The organism is Actinosynnema mirum DSM 43827 (genome assembly GCF_000023245.1).
Classification (GTDB): domain Bacteria; phylum Actinomycetota; class Actinomycetes; order Mycobacteriales; family Pseudonocardiaceae; genus Actinosynnema; species Actinosynnema mirum.
In genome coordinates this window covers 5,587,836-5,610,653 of the sequence record NC_013093.1, presented here as the reverse complement: position 1 = coordinate 5,610,653, position 22,818 = coordinate 5,587,836, and the positions used below count along the sequence as shown (strand labels likewise).

The 22,818-nt window shown below is 76.5% G+C and carries 5 protein-coding genes and 1 pseudogene; 4 read left to right on the top strand and 2 right to left on the bottom strand.

The window, feature by feature from the left end; translation table 11 throughout:
• The first annotated feature begins 255 nt into the window (after positions 1-255).
• Both AMIR_RS23385 and AMIR_RS23380 read left to right on the top strand, forming a co-directional pair.
• A complete protein-coding gene (locus tag AMIR_RS23385) occupies positions 256-1,437 on the top strand; it encodes an acyl-CoA dehydrogenase family protein (protein ID WP_015803420.1) in 1,182 nt (393 codons plus the stop codon).
• Positions 1,438-1,636: 199 nt separating this feature from the next.
• Complete coding sequence (locus AMIR_RS23380; RefSeq protein ID WP_015803419.1) at positions 1,637-2,488, top strand: NAD(P)H-binding protein; 852 nt, start codon at positions 1,637-1,639, stop codon at positions 2,486-2,488.
• Positions 2,489-2,629: 141 nt separating this feature from the next.
• Here the strand turns inward: AMIR_RS23380 and AMIR_RS23375 are convergent, their stop codons facing one another.
• Both AMIR_RS23375 and AMIR_RS23370 read right to left on the bottom strand, forming a co-directional pair.
• Positions 2,630-3,175 (bottom strand): pyridoxamine 5'-phosphate oxidase family protein, encoded by a 546-nt coding sequence (locus tag AMIR_RS23375; RefSeq protein WP_015803418.1) that lies wholly within the window; start codon positions 3,173-3,175, stop codon positions 2,630-2,632.
• A gap of 216 nt (positions 3,176-3,391) precedes the next feature.
• A complete protein-coding gene (locus tag AMIR_RS23370; protein WP_015803417.1) occupies positions 3,392-3,931 on the bottom strand; it encodes a flavin reductase family protein in 540 nt (179 codons plus the stop codon).
• 241 nt (positions 3,932-4,172) lie between these two features.
• Between AMIR_RS23370 and AMIR_RS42245 the strand changes: the two genes are divergently transcribed.
• Together AMIR_RS42245 and AMIR_RS23360 are read left to right on the top strand one after the other, a co-directional pair.
• Entirely contained in the window at positions 4,173-16,415 is a 12,243-nt protein-coding gene (locus AMIR_RS42245; protein ID WP_015803416.1) for a type I polyketide synthase, read from the top strand.
• Positions 16,416-16,485: 70 nt separating this feature from the next.
• Positions 16,486-22,803, top strand: a pseudogene (locus tag AMIR_RS23360) (thioester reductase domain-containing protein); the annotation flags it as partial.
• Positions 22,804-22,818 lie beyond the last annotated feature (15 nt).

The window sequence follows — 22,818 nt, the reverse complement described above, 5'->3', positions numbered from 1 at the left end:
TCGCCTCCCGCGACCGGGGCCGGTCGCGTCGTGCCCGCGCTGCGGGCGAACCCGCGCCCGACGACCCGCCGGCGATTACCCGCGTCCCACCGGGAACCCCGCGTCCCGATTACCGCGCGATGACCACCGCAACCGCCCGATTACCGGAGGAAAAACGCCTTCCGCGCTCGCCGCACTAGGGTCGAATTCGTTGCCGTTGAACGGGAAGAGCGCCGTCGCGGCCAGTCAAGAGCCAGTGCCGATCAGGAGGCAGTAATGACGACGACCGACCTCGCTGTCGATGTCTCGACCGTTTTGGGAGCCGTCGCGGAAATCGCGCCCGCGCTGCGCGCGAACGGTCCTGACGCCGAGAGCGAGCGCCGCGTTCCCGAGAAGAGCCTGAGCCTGCTGGAGCAGGCGGGCGTCTTCCGGCTCACCACCCCCCGCCGCTTCGGCGGCCTCGAACTGCCGCTCGCCGACCAGGCCAAGGTGTTCGAGGCCGTCGCGAAGGCCGACGGCGCCACCGGCTGGGCCGCGATGATCCTCCAGGCCAGCGCGTGGATCCACACCACGCTGTCCGAGCAGGCCCAGCAGGAGATCTTCACCAAGCCCGACCTGAAGGTCTCCACCGGCTTCACCCCCACCGGCACGATCGTGCCCGCCGAGGGCGGCTGGACCGTCAACGGCACCTGGAAGTGGCTCTCCGGCGTGCACGCCGCCGAGTGGGTCACCCTCGCCGCGGTCCACGTGACCGAGGACGGCGGCCTGCCCTACGTGGTCGTGGTCCCCACCTCCGAGGTGACGATCAACGACGACTGGGACACCAGCGCCGCCGAGGGCACCGGTTCCGCCTCCGCCACGGTGGAGGACGTCTTCGTCCCGACCCACCGCTCGCTGTTCCTGCCCGAGCTGCTCGGCGCGGGCGCCGCCGACCGCGCCAACAGCGGCGCCACCGGCAGCAACTACGCCTTCCTGCCCTACATCATGGTGGGCGCGGTCGCCGCCTACATCGGCATCGCCAAGGGGGCCTACGAGACCTTCCTCGACCGGCTGCCCGGACGCGGCATCACCTACACGCCCTGGACCAACCAGAGCGAGTCGCCGCTGACCCACATCCAGGTCGCCACCGCCAAGAACCGCATCGCCGCCGCCGAGGCGCTCGCCGACCGCATCACCGCCGGTCTCCAGGCGCACGCCGACGCGGGCACCTACCCGTCGGTGGAGGAGCGCGCCCAGTCGCGGGGCGAGGTCGGCATGGCCATCCAGCTCGCGAAGGAGGCCGTGGTCGCGCTGCACGAGGCGTCGGGCGCGTCGTCGATCTCGCGGGACGTGCCGTTCCAGCGCTTCCACCGCGACATGCTCGGCCTGTCGCTGCACGCGCTGTTCCTGTTCAACACCAACATGGAGCTGCACGGCCGGGTGCTGCTGGGCCTGTCGCCCGACACCCCCTTCCTGTGACGCGGGGCAACCCCTAGGTCGTGTTCCGGAAGCGGAGCACGACCCGGCCCGCCGTCCCGCCGCCCCGCGCCCCTCCGCGGGGCGGCGGGACGGGCGCGGCCCCGCCACCCCGAACCTCCCCCCGACCCGCCCGGCCCTCGCGCGCCCGCCAGGCGGGTTCCCGCGCGCGGCCACCCCGACCCCCAGAAGGGCTTGTGCGATGCCGAAGAAGACCAAGCCGACCCTCGTGCTCGGCGCCACCGGCAAGACCGGCAGCAGACTGGTGCCGCTGCTGCGCGACCGGGGCGTGCCGGTGCGCGCCGCCTCGCGCGGCGGGGAGGTCCGGTTCGACTGGGACGACGAGACCACCTGGGGCCGCGCGCTCACCGGGGTGGGCGCGGTCTACCTGGTCGACCAGCAGGACAAGCCGGGCCAGTGGGACGCCGAGACCATGATCGAGCGGTTCTACGCCCGCGCCGCCGACCTCGGCGTCACCAGGGTCGTCGCCCTCCAGGCCAGGCCCGCCGGGGCCATCGGCGGCAAGGACCTGCACGCGGGCACCGACACCGCCGAGCGCTCCGGTCTGGAGTGGACGGTCCTGCGCCCCAGCTGGTTCAACCAGAACTTCGACGAGGGCGTCCTCCTGGACGGCGTCCGCGCGGGCGAGCTGCCGCTGCCCGCCGGCGACGGCGCGGAGGCGTTCGTGGACGTGGCCGACGTCGCCGCCGTCGCCGCCGCCGCGCTCACCGAGGACGGGCACCACGGCCGGGTCTACAACCTCAGCGGCCCGGCCGCGCTCACCTTCGCCGAGGCCGTGGAGGTCATCGGGCACGCCGCGGGCCGCGAGGTCCGGTACGTGCCGGTCAGCCAGCGGGACTACGAGGCCGAGCTGGTGGGCGCGGGCGTGCCCGCCGACTACGCCACCTTCGTCGGCGACCTGGTGGCCCGCATCGACCAGGGCACCAGCAGCGCGGTCACCTTCACCGTCGAGCAGGTCACCGGGCGCGCGCCCGTCGCGTTCGCGGACTTCGCCAAGGAGGCGGCGAGCCGGGGCGTGTGGGCGGCGGCCTGAGCCGGACCGCCCGCCCGCTCCGCACGACCGGAGCGCCGCCGGAAGGTGGAAAGGCCCGCCGGGGAACCGGCGGGCCTTTCCACCTTCCGCACGACGCCGAGGCCGGGGCGCGCCGACCGCGTGGGGCGCGTCGCGCGGGGGTCAGACGTCGTGCTCGACCGCCGGGGCCGCGGGCACCGGCGCGTCGACCTGCTCGTCGTCCGCGTCGGGCGCCTCCCAGAACACGCTGCTCAGGTCGAAGCCCCGCAGCACCTGGATGCGCCACGGCTCCAGCTTGATCAGCCCGAACTTGGGGTCCTCGGGACCGTGCCGCCAGAAGTTCGCCGGGTCGTAGCCGACACCGGGCGGGCTGCCCTTGCGGTACAGCTCCCAGATCTCCCTGCGCACCTCCTGGTCCTCCTGCACCCACTCGGCGCGGCAGTCGGCGAACACCGCGTTCTGCTTGGGGTTCCAGTAGGAGATCGTGGTGTGCGGGTTGCGGGCGAGGTGCGCGACCTTCACCGGGGTGCGGTAGGCCGCGATCCACCCGATGGGGACGCCGTCGCGCACTTCCCAGATGGGCAGCAGCACCCGTGCCCGCGGCCGGTTCCTCTTGTCCACCGTGGTCATCGTGGCGTAGACGATGTCCTGGATGTAGGCGAGGAACGGGTCCTGGAGGTCGGCGAACGACCTGACGACCTTCCTCATCGTGGCCCCCTGTGGGAGTGGCGCCGCCACGTGGCGGCGAGGTGTGCCGTCCCGGCGGCGTGCGCCGCGCGGACGGCCTTGACGGACCCGGTTCGACCGGCCCGGATCCATGGTGGCGCGGCGCGGGGGCTTGGGTAAGAACGCACTTTGAAGTTACCGAGGCACACCGCGGTGCCGTACCGGCCCGTGCGCCGACCGGGGTCGCGCGCCGCGCGGTCAGCCGACGCGCTGGAAGCGGCCCTGGTGGAACACCAGCGCCCCCTGCTCCGCGCCCGACCCGCAGCCCAGCACCCGCCCCAGGAACAGGGTGTGGTCGCCCGCGGGGTGCGCGGTCACCACCTCGCACTCCAGCCAGGCCAGCGCGCCGGTCAGCAGCGGCGCCCCGGTGAGCGGGCCCGGCGCCCAGTCGACCACGTCGAACTGGGCCGCGCCCAGCACGCGCTCGCGGTCCGCGAAGTGGCGCACGGCGGGCTCCTGGTCGGCTGCCGCCACCGACACCCCGAAGCGGCCCGTCGAGGTCAGCGCCCGGTGCATGACCGCGCTGTGGGCCACGCACACGTGCACCAGCGGCGGGTCGAGCGAGACCGAGCCGAAGGCGTTCGCGGTCATCCCGTGGACGTGCTCGCCGCCGGTGGTGACCACCACGACGCCGGTGGCGAACCGGCCCATGACCGACCGCAGCTCCTTCGGGTCCACGGCCCCGGCGGGTTCCGCGGTGCCCACTCCACCGGCTGCTACGTGCGCTTGCTCGGACATGCTGTGATCCCCTCGGGTCTGCGTGGTCGCGGCGCGCGCGCCGCCCGCGATCCACAAAGGACTCAACTCGTCGGACGCGACCGACTGTAACCACGGGCGCCGCCCACCCCCTCCACCGCCGGGTAACGGGATTCTCACCGCGCCCGGCCAGAGTGGCCCGTTACCGCCCCCGACCTACCTTCGGCCCGGAAAGCAGGACGCCCACCATTCGGTTAGCTGGTCAGGAAAGGCGGTCGGCAGCATGGACCACCCCACAGCCGGGCAGCACGAGGCCCCCGGCGGGCCGCAGGACGCCGTCGCCGTCATCGGGATGGCCGTGCGCCTGCCGTCGGCGGACGGCCCCGACGCGTTCTGGGCGCTGCTCCGCGACGGCGTGGACGCCATCACCGACGTTCCCGCCGGGCGCTGGGAGCAGGCGTCACCCGGTGTGACCCGAGGAGGGTTCCTCGACTCGGTCGCGGAGTTCGACGCGGACTTCTTCGGCGTCTCGCCGCGCGAGGCGGCGGCGATGGACCCGCAGCAGCGCCTGGTGCTCGAACTGGCCTGGGAGGCCGTCGAGGACGCCAGGATCGTCCCCGCCGACCTGCGCGGCAGCCGCACCTCGGTGTTCGTCGGCAGCATCCGCGACGACTACGCCGCCCTGCTCTACCAGCACGGCACGTCGGCGATCACGCCGCACACCGTGACCGGCACGCACCGGGGCATCATCGCGAACCGGGTGTCCTACTCGCTGGACCTGCGCGGCCCGAGCGTCACCGTGGACGCCGCGCAGGCGTCGTCGCTGGTGGCCGTGCACCTGGCGGCGGAGGGGCTGCGCGACGGCGCGGTCGACCTGGCCATCGCGGGCGGCGTGAACCTGAACCTGCTCGGCGAGCAGACCGTCGGCCTGGAGCGCTTCGGCGCCCTGTCCCCGGACGGCCGCAGCCGCCCCTTCGACGCCGCGGCCAACGGCTACGTCCGGGGCGAGGGCGGCGCGGTGGTGCTGCTCAAGCGGCTGGACCGGGCGCTGGCCGACGGCGACCCGGTGCACGCGGTGCTGCTGGGCAGCGCCGTCAACAGCGACGGCGCCACCGAGGGCCTGACCGTGCCGGGGGAGCGGGCGCAGACCGAGGTCGTCCGCGCCGCGTTCGCCGCCGCGGGCGTGGCGCCCGCGAGCGCCCAGTACGTGGAGCTGCACGGCACCGGGACCCCGGTGGGCGACCCGATCGAGGCGCGCGCGCTGGGCGCCGCGATGGCGGGCCGGGAGGACGACCCGCTGCGGGTCGGCTCCGCCAAGTCGAACGTCGGCCACCTGGAGGGCGCGGCGGGCATCGTCGGCCTGGTGAAGACCGCGCTCGCCATCCGGCACCGCAGGCTGCCCGCGACGCTGAACTTCGCGACGCCGAACCCGGAGATCCCCCTGGGGGAGCTGGGGCTGCGCGTGCACGCGGAACTGTCGGACTGGCCCCACCCCGACCGGCCGCTCGTGGCGGGCGTCAGCTCGTGGGGGATGGGCGGCACGAACGCGCACGTCGTGCTCACCGAGGCCCCGGCCCCGGTCCGCCGCCCCGCGCACCCGGACGGGGGCGGGGCCGCTGCCGGAACCGCGCCCGCCGCGGAGACCGCGCCCGCCGCTGCGGGCGAGCCTGCCGCCGGGAGCGGACGCCCGAGGGCCGCCGAGGGCTTGCCGGCCGCCGGGAACCCGCCCGCCGCCGAGACCGGGCTCATCGCCGGGAGCGCGCCCGCCGCCGAGGCCGGGCGCGGGCTGGCCGCCGACGGGCTGGCCGCCGACGGGCTGGCCGCCGACGGGCAGGCCGCCGAGGCCGCGGTCGTGGGCGACCCCGCCGCCGCGCCCGAGCACGCGCCCGCCGCCGCGCCCCCGCCCGTTTCGGCGCCGCCCACCGCCCACGTCCCGTGGCTGCTCTCCGGGCGCAGCCGTGCCGCCGTGCAGGCCCAGGCCGCCGCGCTGGCCGCGCACCTCACCGACGAGCGGCCCGTCGACGTGGCCCTCTCGCTGGCCACCACCAGGACCGCCTTCGAGCACCGCGCCGTCGTCGTCGGTTCCGGGCGTGCCGAGCTGGACGCCGGGCTCGCCGCCCTCGCCTCGGGCGAGGCCGCCGCCAACCTGGTGCGCGGCGAGGTCGGGGCCACCGGCGGGGTCGTGCTGGTCTTCCCCGGCCAGGGCTCGCAGTGGGCGGGCATGGCCGTCGAGCTCGCCGACTCCTCCCCGGTCTTCGCCGGGCACCTCGCCGCGTGCGGCCGGGCGCTCTCCGCGTTCACCGACTGGTCACTGGACGAGGTCCTGCGCCAGGTCGACGGCGCGCCGGGGCTGGACCGGGTGGACGTCGTGCAGCCCGCCCTGTTCGCGGTCATGGTGTCGCTGGCCCGCCTGTGGCAGCACCACGGCCTGCGCGTGGACGCGGTCATCGGCCACTCCCAGGGCGAGATCGCCGCCGCGCACGTCGCGGGCGCCCTCTCGCTCGACGACGCCGCCCGCGTCGTCTGCCTGCGCAGCAAGGCGATCCGCGCGCTCGCGGGCACCGGCGGCATGGCCGCGGTGACCCTGCCCGCCGCCGAGGTCGCCGAGCGGATCGCCGAGCACGGCGGCCGGGTCTCGATCGCCGCCGTCAACGGCCCCGCGAACACCGTCGTCGCGGGCGACCCGGAGGCGCTGCGGGAGATCGTCGCCGACTACCAGGCGCGGGACGTGCGAGCCTCGGTCATCGCCGTCGACTACGCCTCGCACTCCGCCGACGTGGAGAGCCTGCGCGCGGAGCTGCTCGAACTCCTCGAACCGGTCCGCCCGCGCCACGCCGACGTCCCGTTCTACTCCACCCTGACCGGCGAGGTGCTCGACACCACCGGCATGGACGCCTCCTACTGGTTCCGGAACCTGCGCCACACCGTGAACTTCCACGACACCGTCCGCCTGCTCCTGTCCGACGGCCACCGCGCGTTCGTCGAGACCAGCCCGCACCCGGTGCTCACCCACGCCGTCAAGTCGACGATCGAGGCCGAGGGCGTCGCGGGCGCCACCGCGCTCGGCTCGCTGCGCCGCGACGACGGCGGCCCCCGCCGCTTCCTGCTCGCGCTGGGCGCGGCGCACGCGCACGGCCTCGCCCTCGACTGGACCGGACCGCTCACCGACGCCCCGCAGCTCGTCGACCTGCCCACCTACGCCTTCCAGCGCAAGCACTTCTGGTTCTCCGGCGACGGCGTGATCACCCGCGCCGCCACCCCCGCGAGCGCGAACGCCCCCGCGCCGCAGGACGAGCGCACCGGCGCGCTGCGCGCCCGCCTCACCGGCCTGTCCGACCGCGAGCGGCTGCGCGTGCTGGTCGACCTGGTGCGGGCCAACGCCGCCCCGGTGCTCGGCTTCGACGGACCGGCCGACGTCGCCGAGGGCCGCACGTTCAAGGACCTCGGCATGGACTCGGTCACCGCCGTCGAGTTCCGCGACCAGCTCGGCGCGGCCACCGGCCTGGCCCTGCCCGCCGCGCTGACCTTCAACCAGCCCACCCCGCGCGCGCTCGCCGAGCACCTCGACCGCGAGCTGGGCGGCGCCACCGCCGAGCCGGCCGTGGACGGCGCGACGCCCACCTCCGACGACCCGATCGCCGTGGTCGGCATGGCCTGCCGCTTCCCCGGCGGGGTGCGCTCCCCGGAGCAGCTGTGGGAGCTGGTGCGCGACGGCGTGGACGCCATCTCCGAGTTCCCGGACAACCGGGGCTGGGACACCGAGGCGCTGCACGACCCCGACCCGGACAAGCGCGGCTCCACCAACGCCCGCTACGGCGGTTTCCTGCACGACGCCGACGAGTTCGACGCCGCGTTCTTCGGCATCAGCCCCCGCGAGGCCACCGCCATGGACCCGCAGCAGCGGCTGCTGCTGGAGGTCGCGTGGGAGGCGTTCGAGCGGGCGGGCATCGACCCGGCCACGCTGCGCGGCGCCGACGCGGGCGTGTTCGTCGGCGCGATGGCCCAGGACTACGGCCCGCGCCTGCACCAGGGCGCCGAGGGCCACGACGGCTACCTGCTCACCGGCAACCAGCTCAGCGTCGCGTCCGGCCGCCTCGCCTACACCTTCGGCCTCGAGGGTCCGGCGCTGACGATCGACACGGCGTGCTCGTCGTCGCTGGTGGCGATCCACCTGGCCGGCCAGGCGCTCGCCAGGGGAGAGACCTCCCTCGCCCTCGCGGGCGGCGTCACGGTCATGTCCACGCCCGGCATCTTCGTCGAGTTCTCCCGTCAGCGCGGGTTGTCGGCCGATGGCCGGTGCAAGGCGTTCTCGGCCGACGCCGATGGCACGGGCTGGTCGGAGGGCGCTGGTCTGCTGGTGCTGGAGCGGTTGTCGGACGCGCGTCGCAACGGGCACCCGGTGCTGGCGGTGGTGCGGGGCACGGCGGTGAACCAGGACGGGGCGTCGAACGGCCTGACCGCGCCCAACGGTCCCTCGCAGGAGCGGGTCATCCGGCGGGCGCTGGGAGCGGCGGGTCTGCGTCCGTCCGATGTGGACGTGGTGGAGGCGCACGGCACGGGCACCTCCCTCGGTGACCCGATCGAGGCGCAAGCGCTGCTCGCCACCTACGGGCAGGACCGGGAGACCCCGCTGTACCTGGGGTCCCTCAAGTCCAACATCGGCCACACCCAGGCCGCCGCGGGCGTCGCGGGCGTCATCAAGTCCATCGAGGCCATCCGCAACGGGATCGTGCCCAGGACCCTGCACGCCGACGAGCCCACCCCGCACGTCGACTGGGAAGCGGGCGCGGTGCGCCTGGCCACCGACAGCGCCCCGTGGCCCGACACCGACCGGCCGCGCCGCGCGGGCGTCTCGTCGTTCGGCATCTCCGGCACCAACGCGCACGTCATCGTCGAGCAGGCCGAACCGGCCGACACCCCCGCCGCGCCAGCGGAATCCGACACCACGACCGGCCCGCTGCCGTGGGTGCTCTCCGGCCGGGGCGCAGGCTCGCTCGCCGCGCAGGCCGAACGCCTCCTGGGGTTCGCCACCTCCACCGAGCACACCACCGCCGACGTCGGCTGGTCCCTGGCCACCACCAGGACCGCGCTCGACCACCGGGCCGTCGTGTGGGGCGAGGACCGCCAGGACCTCCTCGCGGCGCTCGCCGCCGTCGCGCGTGGCGAGAGCGGCCCCACCGCCGTCACCGGCCAGGCCGCCCCGACCCGCACCGCGTTCCTGTTCACCGGCCAGGGCGCGCAGCGCGCCCGCATGGGCCTCGCCCTCGCCGAGGCGTCCCCGGTCTACGCGGCAGCGTTCGCCGAGGTGTGCGCCGCGCTCGACCCGCACCTGGACCGCCCGCTGCGCGAGGTCGTCGACAGCGGCGACGGCCTGGACGAGACCGGCTTCACCCAGCCCGCCCTGTTCGCCGTCGAGGTGGCCCTGTTCCGGCTCCTCGCCGACCACGGCGTGCGCCCGGACTTCCTGGCGGGCCACTCCATCGGCGAGCTCGCCGCCGCGCACGTCGCGGGCGTGTTCTCCCTGGACGACGCGGCCCGCCTGGTCGCCGCGCGCGGCAGGCTCATGCAGCGACTTCCGCGCGACGGCGTCATGATCGCCGTCGAGGCCACCGAGGACGAGGTGCTCGCCGAACTGGCCGGGCACGGCGACCGGGTGGGCGTCGCGGGCGTCAACGGCCCCACCGCGCTGGTCGTCGCGGGCGAGACCGAGGCCGCCACCGCGGTCGCCGAGGCGCTCGCCGCGCGCGGCAGGCGCACCAAGCGCCTCGAGGTCAGCCACGCCTTCCACTCGCCGCTCATCGAGCCGATGCTCGCCGAGTTCGCCGAGGTCGCGGCCACCGTCGCCTACGCGGCCCCGCGCGTGCCCCTGGTCTCCACCGTCACCGGCCGCCTCGCCGACCCCGCCGAGCTGGCTGCCCCGGACTACTGGGTCGGCCAGGCCCGCGCCGCCGTGCGCTTCTCCGACGCGGTCGGCGCCCTGCTCGACGAGGGCGTCACCGCGCTCGTCGAACTGGGCCCCACGGCCGTGCTGTCCGCGCTGGTCCCCGCCATCGCCGCGGGGGCGGGCGTCGACGTGGTCGCCGCGCCGCTGCTGCGCGCCGACCGCGACGAGCCCCGCTCGGTGCTGTCCGCGCTGGCCGCCCTGTTCGTCGCGGGCGTCGACGTCGACTGGGCCGCCCCGTACCGGGGCGGCCGGGCGCGCCGCGTCGACCTGCCCACCTACGCGTTCCGCCCGCAGCGGTTCTGGCTCGACGCCCCCACCGGCGGCGACGTCACCGGGGTGGGCCTCGCCCCCGCCGGGCACCCGCTGCTGGGCGCGGCCGTCGACCTGGCGGGCGGCAGGCTCGTGCTCACCGGCAGGCTCGCCGCCACCAGCCACCCGTGGCTGGCCGACCACGCCATCGCCGGGGCCGCCGTGCTGCCCGGCACCGCCTACCTGGAGCTGGCCCTGTGGGCGGGCGGCCGGGTCGGCGCGGACCACGTCGACGAGCTGACGCTGGCCGCGCCGCTGGTGCTGGCCGAGCGCGGCGGCACCCTCGTCCAGGTCGTCGTGGACGCCCCCGACGCCGACGGGTCCCGCGCGCTGCGCGTGCACGCCCGCCGCGACCGCGACGGCGCCGAGTGGGTCGAGCACGCCACCGGAACCCTCACCCCCACCCCACCCGCGGCCGACACCGACCTCGGCGCCTGGCCGCCGAACGCCACCGAGCTCGACCTGACCGACGCCTACGCCCGGCTCGCCGAGCGCGGCTACGGGTACGGCCCGGTCTTCCGCGGCCTGGAACGCGCCTGGCGCGCGGGCGACGACCTGTTCGCCGAGGTCGCCCTCCCCGCCGACCAGTGGCCCGCCGCGGCCTCGTTCACGCTGCACCCGGCGCTGCTCGACGCCGCGCTGCACCCGCTGCTGCCCGGCGTCGCCGACGACGGCGACACCACCGTCCTGCCGTTCGCCTGGTCCGGCGTCACCGCGCACGCCGAGGGCGCCAGGTCGCTGCGCCTGCGCCACCGGGTCACCCGGCCTGACCAGGACACCCTCGTGGTGTCCGTGACCGCCGTCGACACCTCGGGCGCGCCGGTCCTGACGGCCCGCTCGCTGGTGCTGCGCCCGGTGTCCCGCGCGGCGCTGCGCGACAGCGGCGGCGCCACCCTGCTGCGCCCGGAGTGGCGACCCGCCCAGACCGGCGGGCCCGTGCCGTGGTCGGCGGTCGGCGCGGAGGGCTTCGTGGACGTGTTCGCCCTGCCCGGCGACGCCACCCCCACCCGCGCCTACTACGACCTGCCCGACCTGGCCCAGGCGCTCGGCGGCGACGACGTGCCGCGCCACGCGGTCGTCCTGCTGCCCGAACCGGACGGCGACCCGGCGCGCGCCGCCCACGCCACCACCCGCGCCGCGCTGGAGCTGCTCCAGGTGTGGCTGGCCGACCCGAGGCTCCAGGACACCGCGCTGGCCGTGGTGACCACCGGCGGCGGCGGGGCGCGCCCCGACGAGTCCCCGCACCACGCGGGCGTCTGGGGCCTGCTGCGCAGCGCCCAGTCCGAGCAGCCCGGCCGGTTCGCCCTCGTCGACCACGACGGGACCGCCGAGTCGTGGGCCGCGCTGCCCTCGGCGCTGGGCACGGGGGAGCCGCAGCTGGCGCTGCGCGCCGGAGAGGTCCTCGTGCCCCGCCTGGTCGCGGCCGAGCCCGAGCCTGCCACCGCCGTCGCGTGGGACGCGGGCACGGTCCTGATCACCGGCGGCACCGGGGCGCTCGGCGCGCTCGCCGCCAGGCACCTGGTGCGCGAGCACGGCGTCCGCGACCTGCTGCTGCTCAGCCGCCGGGGCCCCGACGCGCCCGGCGCGGCCGACCTGGTCGCCGAGCTGACCGCCGAGGGCGCGCGCGTCACCGTCACCGCCGTCGCCGCCCAGGACCGCGCGGCGCTCGCCGACGCCTTGCGCGGCCACGACGTGCGCGTCGCGCTGCACACGGCGGGCGTCGTCGACGACGGCGTCGTCACCTCGCTCGACGCGCGCGGCCTGACCACCGCGCTCACCCCGAAGGTCGACGCGGCCTGGAACCTGCACGAGCTGCTCGGCGACCGCGCGACGCTCGTCCTGTACTCGTCGGTCGCGGGCGTCCTGGGCAACCCCGGCCAGGGCAACTACGCGGCGGGCAACGCGTTCCTGGACGCGCTGGCCCGCCACCGCGCCCACCTCGGCCGGCCCGCCACCTCGATCGCCTGGGGCCTGTGGGCCGACAGCAGCGGCATCACCGGCGCGCTCACCGACACCGACCGCACCCGCCTGGCCCGCAACGGCGTCCTGCCGCTGACCGGCGAGGCCGGGCTCGCCCTGCTCGACGCGGCCACCGCCTCCGGCCTGCCCGAGGTGACCGCCGCCGCGCTCGACCACGCGGCGCTGCGCGCGCTCGGCGAGCGGCTGCCCGCCGTGCTGCGCGGCCTGATCACCCCGGCCGCCACCCGCCGCGCCGCGGCCGGGGAGGCCGAGCCGTCCGCGGACGGCGGGTCCGCGCTGGAGCGCCGCCTGGCCGGGCTGTCCGAGCGGGAGCGCGACACGGCCGTCGCCGAGCTGGTCAGGGCCACCGTCGCGCAGGTGCTCGGCCACGCCGACGGCTCCCGCGTCGAGATGGCCGCCGCGTTCAAGGAGCTGGGCTTCGACTCGCTGACCGCCGTCGAGCTGCGCAACCACCTGCACACCGCCACCGGGCTGCGGCTGCCGAGCACGCTCGTGTTCGACTACCCGTCGCCCTCGGCGGTCGCGGGCTACCTGTCCGCGCAGGTCTCCGGCCCCGCCGCGCCCGACGAGACCCGGCAGGACCGGGTCGCCGCCACCGAGGACGACCCGATCGCGATCGTCGCCATGGCCTGCCGCTTCCCCGGCGGGGTGCGCTCCCCGGAGCAGCTGTGGGAGCTGGTGCGCGACGAGGTCGACGCGGTCGGCGACTTCCCCACCGACCGCGGCTGGGACACCGACGCCCTCTACGACCCGGACCCGGACCGGGCGGGCCGCACCTACACGCGCAGCGGCGGTTTCCTGCACGACGCCTACGACTTCGACCCGGAGTTCTTCGGCATGTCCCCGCGCGAGGCGCTGGCCACCGACCCGCAGCAGCGGCTGCTGCTGGAGGTGGCGTGGGAGGCGTTCGAGCGGGCGGGCATCGACCCGGCCACGCTGCGCGGCAGCAGCACCGGGGTGTTCGCGGGCGTCATGTACACCGACTACACCGAGCAGTCCGGTCAGCTCCCGGCCGAGCTGGAGGGCTACCTGGCCAGCGGCACGGCGGGCAGCGTCGCGTCCGGCCGCCTCGCCTACACCTTCGGCCTGGAAGGTCCGGCGCTGACGATCGACACGGCGTGCTCGTCGTCGCTGGTGGCGATCCACCTGGCCGGCCAGGCGCTGCGCTCCGGCGAGGCCGACCTGGCGCTCGCGGGCGGCGTCACCGTCATGTCCACGCCCAACCCGTTCATCGAGTTCTCCCGTCAGCGCGGGTTGTCGGCCGATGGCCGGTGCAAGGCGTTCTCGGCCGACGCCGATGGCACGGGCTGGTCGGAGGGCGCTGGTCTGCTGGTGCTGGAGCGGTTGTCGGACGCGCGTCGCAACGGGCACCCGGTGCTCGCGGTGGTGCGGGGCACGGCGGTGAACCAGGACGGGGCGTCGAACGGCCTGACCGCGCCCAACGGTCCCTCGCAGGAGCGGGTCATCCGGCGGGCGCTGGGAGCGGCGGGCTTGCGTCCGTCCGATGTGGACCTGGTGGAGGCGCACGGCACGGGCACCTCCCTCGGTGACCCGATCGAGGCGCAAGCGCTGCTCGCCACCTACGGGCAGGACCGGGAGACCCCGCTGTACCTGGGTTCCCTCAAGTCCAACATCGGCCACACCCAGGCCGCCGCGGGCGTCGCGGGCGTCATCAAGTCCGTCCAGGCCATCCACAACGGCCTGATGCCCAAGACCCTGCACGTCACCGAGCCGTCCCCGCACGTCTACTGGGACGCGGGCGCGGTGACCCTGCTGACCGAGGCCACCCCGTGGCCCGACGCGCACCGGCCGCGCCGCGCGGGCGTCTCGTCGTTCGGCATCTCCGGCACCAACGCGCACGTCATCATCGAGCAGGCCCCCGAGCACGGGCAGCCGGGGGAGGGCGGCGCGGACCCAGTCGTGCCGTGGCTGCTGTCCGCCAAGACCCCCGCCGCGCTCAAGGCCCAGGCCGACGCGCTCGCGGCCTTCCTCGCCGAGCACCCCGACACCCGCCCCGCCGACGTCGCGCTCACCCTGGCCACCCGGCGCGCCACCCACGAGCGGCACGCCGTCCTCGTCGGCTCCGACGCCGACGACCTGCGCGCCCGCCTCACCGCGCTCGACCCGGCCGCGGCCGGCCGCACCACCGGCGCGGGCAGGCTCGCCGCGCTGTTCACCGGCCAGGGCGCGCAGCGCGTCGGCATGGGCATCGACCTCGTCCACGCCCACCCCGCCTACGAGGCCGCGTTCGACGAGGTGTGCGCCGCGCTCGACCCGCACCTGGGCCGCTCGCTGCGCGAGGCCGTCACCACCGGCGAGGCGCTCGACGAGACCTGGCTGACCCAGCCCGCGCTGTTCGCCGTCGAGGTCGCCCTGTTCCGGCTGTGGCAGTCCTGGGGCGTGCGCTTCGACTTCCTGGCGGGGCACTCCATCGGCGAGCTCGCCGCCGCGCACGTCGCGGGCGTGTTCTCCCTGGACGACGCGGCCCGCCTGGTCGCCGCGCGCGGCAGGCTCATGCAGCAGCTGCCCGCGACCGGCGTCATGATCGCCGTGGAGGCCACCGAGGAGGAGGTCCGCGCGGGGCTGGCCGGTCAGCCGGGGCTGGTCGACGTCGCCGCCGTCAACGGGCCGCGCGCCGTCGTCCTCGCGGGCGAGGAGCAGGCCACCCTGGCAGCCGCCGAGCCGTGGCGCGCCCTCGGCAGGCGCACCCGCAGGCTCAAGGTCAGCCACGCCTTCCACTCCCCGCTCGTGGAGCCGATCCTCGACGCGTTCGCCGAGGTCGCCGCCACCGTCACCTACCACCGGCCGACCATCCCGATCGTCTCCACCCTCACCGGCGCCGCCGACGCGCCGGTGGACACCCCCGACCACTGGGTGCGGCACGTGCGCGGCGCCGTCCGGTTCGCCCCCGCCACCACCGCGCTGGTCGCGCTCGGCGCCACCACGTTCCTGGAGGTCGGGCCGGACACCGTGCTCGCCACCATGGCCGAGCAGGTGCTCGACGCGCTGCCCGAGCGGCGCGACCGGGCCGCCCTCGCCTCCACCCGCCGCGACCGCCCCGAGGTCGACACCACCGCCGAGACCCTGGCGCTGCTGCACACCAGGGGAGTGGCCGTCGACTGGGCCGCGTTCCTCGACGGCGCCGGGGCCAGGCACGTCGACCTGCCCACCTACGGCTTCCAGCGCGACCGGTACGCGCTCGTCGTCGCCCCCGGCGCGGGCCGGACCGCCGCCGCCCCCGACTGGGAGGAGATCCACCCGCCCCGGCCCGCCGGGCCGAGGTCCCTCGTCGTGCTCGACCTGGACCACGGCGCGGCCGACCTGCCCGGCCTGCCCGTCGTCACCACCGCCGCCGACGTGCCCGCCGACGCCGACGCGGTGCTGCTGCCGCTGGCCGTGCACCTCACCGCCGACCCGGCGGACACCCCCGAGGCCCGCTACGCCCGCACCAGGGGCACCCTGGACCTGGTCCAGGGCTGGGACGGCCCCCGGCTCGTCGTCACCACCACCGGGATCGCCCCGGCGCTGGGCGGCGACCGGGCGGGCGAGGACGCCAGGCTCGCCTGGAACCTGCTGCGCGCCGCCGCCGAGCACAACGGGCGGGTCCTGCTGGTCGACCTGGACACCGACCGGCCCGACCCCGACGTGCTCGCGGCCCTGCTCGCGGCGGGCGTCCCGCTGGCCGCCGCGCGCGGCGACCGGCTCCTGGTCCCGCCCCGCGAGGGCGCGCCCACCGCCGAGCCGGTCACCTCGCGGCTGCTCGCCGACCTCGCCGCCGCGCCCCCCGCCAAGCACCGGACGATCCTGCTGGCCGCCGTGCTCGCCGAGGTCGCCTCGGTGCTGCACCGCGACGACGCCGACGGCATCGAGGAGGACCGGGCCCTCCAGGAGCTCGGCTTCGACTCGCTCACCTCGGTCGACCTGCGCAACCGGCTCAACGCCGCCACCGGCGCGGCGCTGCCCGCCACCGCCGTGTTCGACCACCCGACCCCGGCCGCCCTCGCCGACCACCTGCTCGGGCTGCTGGCGCCCGGCGGGCCGGAACCCGCCGCGCCGCTGCACGCCGAGCTGGACCGGCTGGAGTCGCTGCTCGCCACCGCCCCGCGCGGCGGCGACGGCGCGGAGTCGACCGCCGAGGTCGCCGACCGGCTGCGCGCCATCCTCGCGCGGCTCACCGAACCCACCGCCGCCGCGAACGCCCTGGGCGAGGACCCGGTGGGGCAGCTGGCGGAAGCCACCGCGGACGACCTGTTCGCGTTCATCGACAACGAGCTGGGCCGCACCGCGGGCTGACCGCCCGACACCGACGACGCACGTGCCAAGGAGGGCGGGAACCCGCATGTCCCAGGACAAGGAAGACAAGCTCGTCGAGTACCTGAAGTGGGTCAGCGCCGACCTGAAGAAGACCAAGCAGCGCCTCGCCGAGCTGGAGTCGGGCAAGCGCGAGCCGGTCGCCATCGTCGGCATGGCCTGCCGCTTCCCCGGCGGCGTGTCCTCACCCGAGGACCTGTGGCGGCTGGTCGCCGACGGCCGGGACGCCATCGCGCCCTTCCCCGACGACCGGGGCTGGGACACCGACGGCATCTACGACCCCGAACCGGGCCTGCCCGGCAAGTCCTACTCGAGGCACAGCGGGTTCATCGCGGACGCCACCACGTTCGACGCCGAGTTCTTCGGCATCAGCCCCCGCGAGGCCACCGCCATGGACCCCCAGCAGCGGGTCCTGCTGGAGGTCGCCTGGGAGGCGCTCGAACGCGCCCACCTGGACCCGGCCGCGCTCAGGGGCAGCCGCACCGGCGTGTTCGCGGGCATCGTCGCCCAGAGCTACCTGGGGCTCAGCGGCCCCACCGACCTGGAGGGCTACCTCACCACCGGCGGGCTCGGCAGCGTCGCCTCCGGCCGGGTGTCCTACTCGCTCGGGCTGGAGGGACCGGCGGTGTCGGTCGACACCGCGTGCTCGTCGTCGCTGGTCGCGCTGCACCTGGCCGCCCAGTCGCTGCGCCAGGGCGAGTCCACCCTCGCGCTGGCGGGCGGCACCACCGTCTACGGCACGCCGTCGGCGTTCGTGGACTTCTCCCGCCAGCGCGGCCTCGCCCCCGACGGGCGCTGCAAGTCGTTCGCCGAGGCCGCCGACGGCACCACCTGGTCCGAGGGCGTCGGCGTGGTCGTGCTGGAACTGCTGTCCGAGGCCCGCCGCAACGGCCACGAGGTCCTCGCGGTGCTGCGCGGCTCCGCCGTCAACCAGGACGGGGCCTCCAACGGCCTCACCGCCCCCAACGGGCCCTCGCAGCAGCGCGTCATCCGCGCCGCCCTGGCCGACGCCCGGCTCACCGCCGCCGACGTCGACCTGATCGAGGCCCACGGCACCGGAACCCGCCTCGGCGACCCGATCGAGGCCCAAGCGCTGCTCGCCACCTACGGCCAGAACCGCGCCCGACCCGCGTGGCTGGGCTCGCTCAAGTCCAACATCGGCCACACCGTCGCCGCGGCGGGCGTGGCGGGCGTCATCAAGTCCGTGCTGGCCATCCGGCACGGCGTGCTGCCCGCGACCCTGCACGTCGACCGGCCCACCCCGGTGGTGGACTGGTCGGCGGGGCAGGTCAGGCTGCTCACCGAGCAGCGCGACTGGCCGGAGACCGACGGCCCCCGCCGCGCCGCGGTCTCCGCGTTCGGCGTGAGCGGCACCAACGCGCACGTGATCGTGGAGCAGGCCCCGCCGCCCGCCGAGACCGCCCCGACCGACCCGCGGCCACCGCTGCCCGCGCACGCCCTGCCGCTGTCGGCCCGCTCCGAGCGGGCCCTGTCCGCGCAGGCCGACCGGCTGCTGCGCTGGTGGGCCGACCACCCCGACGCCGACCCGGCCGCCGTGGCCGTGGCCGCCGCCACCACCCGCTCCGCCCTGTCCCACCGGGCCGTCGTCCTCGGCGGGAACCGCGCCGACCTGGAGCAGGGCCTGACCGCGCTCGCCGAACGGGCCACCGCGGCGGCGGGCCCGCCGTCCGCCGTCGGGACGGCGGGCACGTCCGCCTCCGTCGTCACCGGTTCACCGGTCGCGGGCAAGACCGCGTTCCTGTTCACCGGCCAGGGCGCCCAGCGCCCCGGCATGGGCCTGCGCGCCGCCGCCGCGTTCCCGGCGTTCGCCGAGGCGCTCGCCGACGTCGAGCGGGCACTGGCCCCGCACGGCGGGACGCCGCTGCGGGAGCTGCTGGCCGACTCCGACGCCGGGGCGCTGCGCGACACCGGGAACGCCCAGCCCGCCCTGTTCGCGATCGAGGTCGCCCTGTTCCGGCTGCTGGAGTCCTGGGGCGTGCGCCCCGACCTGCTCGCCGGGCACTCCATCGGCGAGATCGCCGCCGCCCACGTCTCCGGCGTGCTCTCGCTCGACGACGCGGCGACCCTGGTCAGCGCCCGTGCCCGGCTCATGTCCGCGCTGCCCGTGGGCGGCGGGATGCTCGCGGTGCGCGCCTCCGAGGAGGAGGTGCTGCCGCTGCTGGCCGGTCGCGAGGACGTGCTCGGGATCGCCGCCGTCAACGGCCCCGCCTCCGTCGTGCTCTCCGGTTCGGCCGACGCGCTCGACGAGGCCGCCGCCCGGCTGACCGCCGCCGGGCGCTCGGTCAGGGCGCTGTCGGTCAGCCACGCCTTCCACTCGCCGCTGATGAGGCCGATGCTCGACGAGTTCGCCGAGGTCGCCGCCACCCTGAAGTACCGCGAGCCCACCATCCCGGTGGTCTCCACCGCCACCGGCGACCTCGTCACCGCCGAGCTGACCGACCCCGGCCACTGGGTGCGGCACGTCACCGGCGCGGTGCGGTTCGCCGACGCCGCGCGCGCACTGCGCGAGCTGGGCGCCACCACCTTCGCCGAGCTGGGCCCCGGCGAGGTGCTCAGCGCCCTCGTGCAGGAGGCGCTGGACGCGAACGCCGCGGTGCTGGCCGTGCCGCTGCTGCGCCAGGCCGACACCGAGGCCGACGGCGTCGTCCGCGCCGTCGCCCGCCTGCACACCAGGGGGACGGCGGTCGACTGGGCCGCCTTCCTCGGCGGCGCGCACCCCGCGCTCGACCTGCCCACCTACGCCTTCCAGCGCACCCGGTTCTGGCTGGAGCACGACGGGTCCCGCGCCGACCTGTCCTCGGTCGGCCTCACCCCGGTCGACCACCCGCTGCTCGGCGCGGCCGTCCCGGTCGCGGGCTCCGACGCGCTCGTGGTCACCAGCCACGTCTCGGTGCGCAGCCACCCGTGGCTGGCCGGGACCGCCGTCGACGGCGTCCTGGCCCTGCCCGGCGCGGTGCTCGTCGAGCTGGCCGGGCGCGCGGGCGACGAGCTGGGCTGCACGCTGCTGCGGGAGCTGGTGGTGCCGCGCCCGCCCGCGCTGCCCGTCGACGGTGGCCTGGCCATCCAGCTCGTCCTCGGCGCGGCCGACCCCGACGGCGTCCGCTCCCTGCTCGTGCACACCCGCCCCGACGACGACCCCGAGGCGGAGTGGGAGTTCGCCGCAGGCGGCTCGCTGTCCGCCGACCACTCCGCCCCGACCCACTCCGCCCCGAACCACGCCGCCCCGCTGGAGCTCCCCGACGGCGACGCCTTCCCGGTGGCGCTGCCCGAGGGCTCGGCCGCCGACGCCGCCGCCTACAACCTGCACCCGGCCCTGCTCGCCGAGGCCGTGCGCGCCGCCACCGGCGGCCGGGTCCCCACCCGCTGGAGCGGGGTGCGCCTGCACGCGGTCGGCGCTACCTCGGTCGTCGTCCGCGCGAGCCTCGACGGCGACCGGCTCGCGCTGCGGCTCTCCGACCTGGCGGGCGGCCCCGTCGCCACCGTCGACGAGATCACCCTCCACGCGGGCGACCCCCTCACCCCCGACCGCACCGCCGCCGCCCGCAGGGCGCTGTTCGACGTGGTCTGGAAGCCACTGCCCGTCCCGTTACCGCCCGTCCCGTCACCGACTACCCGCACCACGGCCGTGCTCGACACCGGACGAGGTCTGCCCGACCTGCCCGGCGCGACCGTCGTCCGCACCCCGGCCGACGCCCCGGACGCCGACCTGCTCGTCGCCCCGTTCCTGACCGGGGCCGCCGACACCGACGTCCCCGACCGGGTGCTCGCCGACGCCACCGCCGCCCTGGACCTGGTCCGCGACTGGCTCGCCCAGCCCCGACCCGCAGGCTCCCGGCTCGTCGTGCTCACCTCCGGCGCCACCGACGCGCACGCCCTCACCAGCCCGCACACCGCCCCCCTGTGGGGCCTGCTCAAGTCCGCCCAGGCCGAGAACCCCGACCGCCTCACCCTCGTCGACGTCGCCGACGACTGGGACCCCGCCCTGCTGCCCGCCGCCGTCGCCACCGGCGAACCGCTGCTCGCGCTCGGCGCGGACGTCCGAGCGCCCCGCCTGCGCCGCGCCCCCACCGCGATCGCCGACCACTCCTGGCGGCGCCGGGCGCGCGGCGGCTCCGTCCTCGTCACCGGCGGCACCGGCGCGCTCGGCGCCCTGTTCGCCCGCCACCTCGTCACCGCCCACGGCGCGGCCCGCGTCGTCCTGGTCAGCCGCAGCGGCCCCGCCGCCCCCGGCGCGGGCGAGCTGTGCGCGGACCTGCGCCGCGCGGGCGCCGGGGTGGAGGTGCTCGCCGCCGACACCACCGACCCGGCCGCGCTGGCCGAGGTGCTGCGCGACCGGCGGATCGACCTCGTCCTGCACACCGCGGGCGTCCTGGACGACACCGCGCTGCAAACCCTCACCCCCGAGCGCCTGGCGGCCGTGCTGCGCCCCAAGGTCCACACCGCCTGGCACCTGCACCGGCTGCTCCCCGAGGCCCACCACGTCCACTTCTCCTCCATCGCCGCCACCATCGGCGGCCCCGGCCAGGCCAACTACGCCGCCGCCAACACGTTCCTGGACGCGCTCGCCCACCTGCGCGCCGACCGGGGCGCGCCCACCACCTCGATCGCCTGGGGCCTGTGGGCCATGCCCACCGGCATGGGCGGCGCGCTCTCCGAGGTCGACCTGGCCCGCATCGCCCGCGCGGGCTTCCGCCCCGTCACCCCCGACCGGGGCCCGGCGCTGCTCGACGCGGCCCTCGACAGCGGCCTGCCCGCCGTCGTCGCCACCCCGCTCGACATCACCGCCATCCGCGCCTCCGGCACGCCCCAACCCCTGTTCGCGGACCTGGTGCGCACCCCGCTGCGCCGCAGGGCCGTCAACACCGACACCTCCGCCGCCCCCGACCCGCTCGCCGAACCCGACCCCGCCCGCAGGCGCGCCCTGCTGCTCGACCTGGTCGGCGCCGAGGTCGCGGCCGTCCTCGGCCTGCCCGCCCCGCCCGAGCCGCACCGCCCGTTCCCCGAGCTGGGCTTCGACTCGCTCACCTCGGTCGAGCTGCGCAACCGGCTCGCCGCGACCCTCGGCTCACCCCTGCCCGCCTCGCTCGTGTTCGACCACCCCACCCCCGACGCGGTCGCCGACTTCCTGCGCGACCTCGGCGCCCCGCAGGCGCCCGCCCGCGCCGAGGTCGACTTCGCGCGGGAGGCGCTGCTGGCCGACGACGTCGTCCCCGCCGCCACCACCGCCACCCACGCCGCCGACCCCGACGAGGTGCTGCTCACCGGGGCCACCGGGTTCCTGGGCGCGTTCCTGCTCAGGGACGTGCTGCGCACCACGCGGGCCCGCGTGCACGCCGTCGTGCGCGCCCCCGACGCGGCCACCGGGCTCGCCAGGATCGCCGAGAACCTGCGCTGGTACCGGCTCGACGACGAGGTCGACCTGTCCAGGGTCGTCGTGCACCCCGGCGACCTCGGCCTGCCCGGCCTCGGCCTGCCCGAGGACGTGCGCGACCTGCTGGCCCGCACCGCCGACGTCGTGTTCCACGCGGGCGCCGAGGTCAACTGGCTCCAGCCCTACCAGGCGCTGCGCCCGGTGAACGTCGCGGGCACCGAGGAGGTGCTGCGCCTGGCCGCCGCCCACCGCACCGTGCCCGTGCACTTCGTGTCCTCCACGGGCGTGTTCGACCAGCCCGTCACCCCCGGCGTGCCGCTGACCACCGACGACATCCCCGGACCGCCCGAGGTGCTCTCCAACGGCTACCGCCAGTCCAAGTGGGTGGCCGAGCGCATGATCGACCAGGCCCGCGAGCGCGGCCTGCCCGTCTCGGTGTACCGGGTCGACGTGGTCTCCGGCGACCAGGTCAACGGCGCCTGCCAGACCAGGGACTTCGTGTGGCTGGGCCTGAAGGGCATCCTGCGCAGCGGCGCCGTCCCCGAGGGCCTGGAGGGCCGGTTCCACCTGGTGCCGGTCGACTACGCCAGCGCCGCCATCACCCACCTGTCCACCAGGCCGGAGGCGGCGGGCCGCACCTTCCACGTCTCCAACCCCGCCCCGATCACCTACCGGGACATGATCGGCCACCTCAGGTCGCTCGGCCACGAGCTGGCGGAGCTGCCCCCGGCCGAGTGGAGCGCGCGGGTGCGCGCCGACCGGGACAACGCCCTGCAACCGCTGCTCGACTCGTTCGAGGCCATCGCCGCCGCGGGCGAGGGCGCCTACCCGGACTTCGACGTCACCGGGACCGACGAGGCGCTGCGCGACGCGGGCCTGACCTGCCCGCCGATGACCGGCGAGCTGTTCACCAGATACGTGCGCTTCTTCACCGACGCGGGCTACTTCCCCCGCGCGGGCGCGGACAGCCTGAACTAGCCGCACGACTCCCGC

Bases quoted from the DNA above. Each gene is read 5' to 3' on its own strand.
- AMIR_RS23370 (WP_015803417.1), bottom strand. From the start codon at position 3,931: ATGTCCGAGCAAGCGCACGTAGCAGCCGGTGGAGTGGGCACCGCGGAA.
- AMIR_RS23385 (WP_015803420.1), top strand. From the start codon at position 256: ATGACGACGACCGACCTCGCTGTCGATGTCTCGACCGTTTTGGGAGCC.
- AMIR_RS23380 (WP_015803419.1), top strand. From the start codon at position 1,637: ATGCCGAAGAAGACCAAGCCGACCCTCGTGCTCGGCGCCACCGGCAAG.
- AMIR_RS23375 (WP_015803418.1), bottom strand. From the start codon at position 3,175: ATGAGGAAGGTCGTCAGGTCGTTCGCCGACCTCCAGGACCCGTTCCTC.
- AMIR_RS42245 (WP_015803416.1), top strand. From the start codon at position 4,173: ATGGACCACCCCACAGCCGGGCAGCACGAGGCCCCCGGCGGGCCGCAG.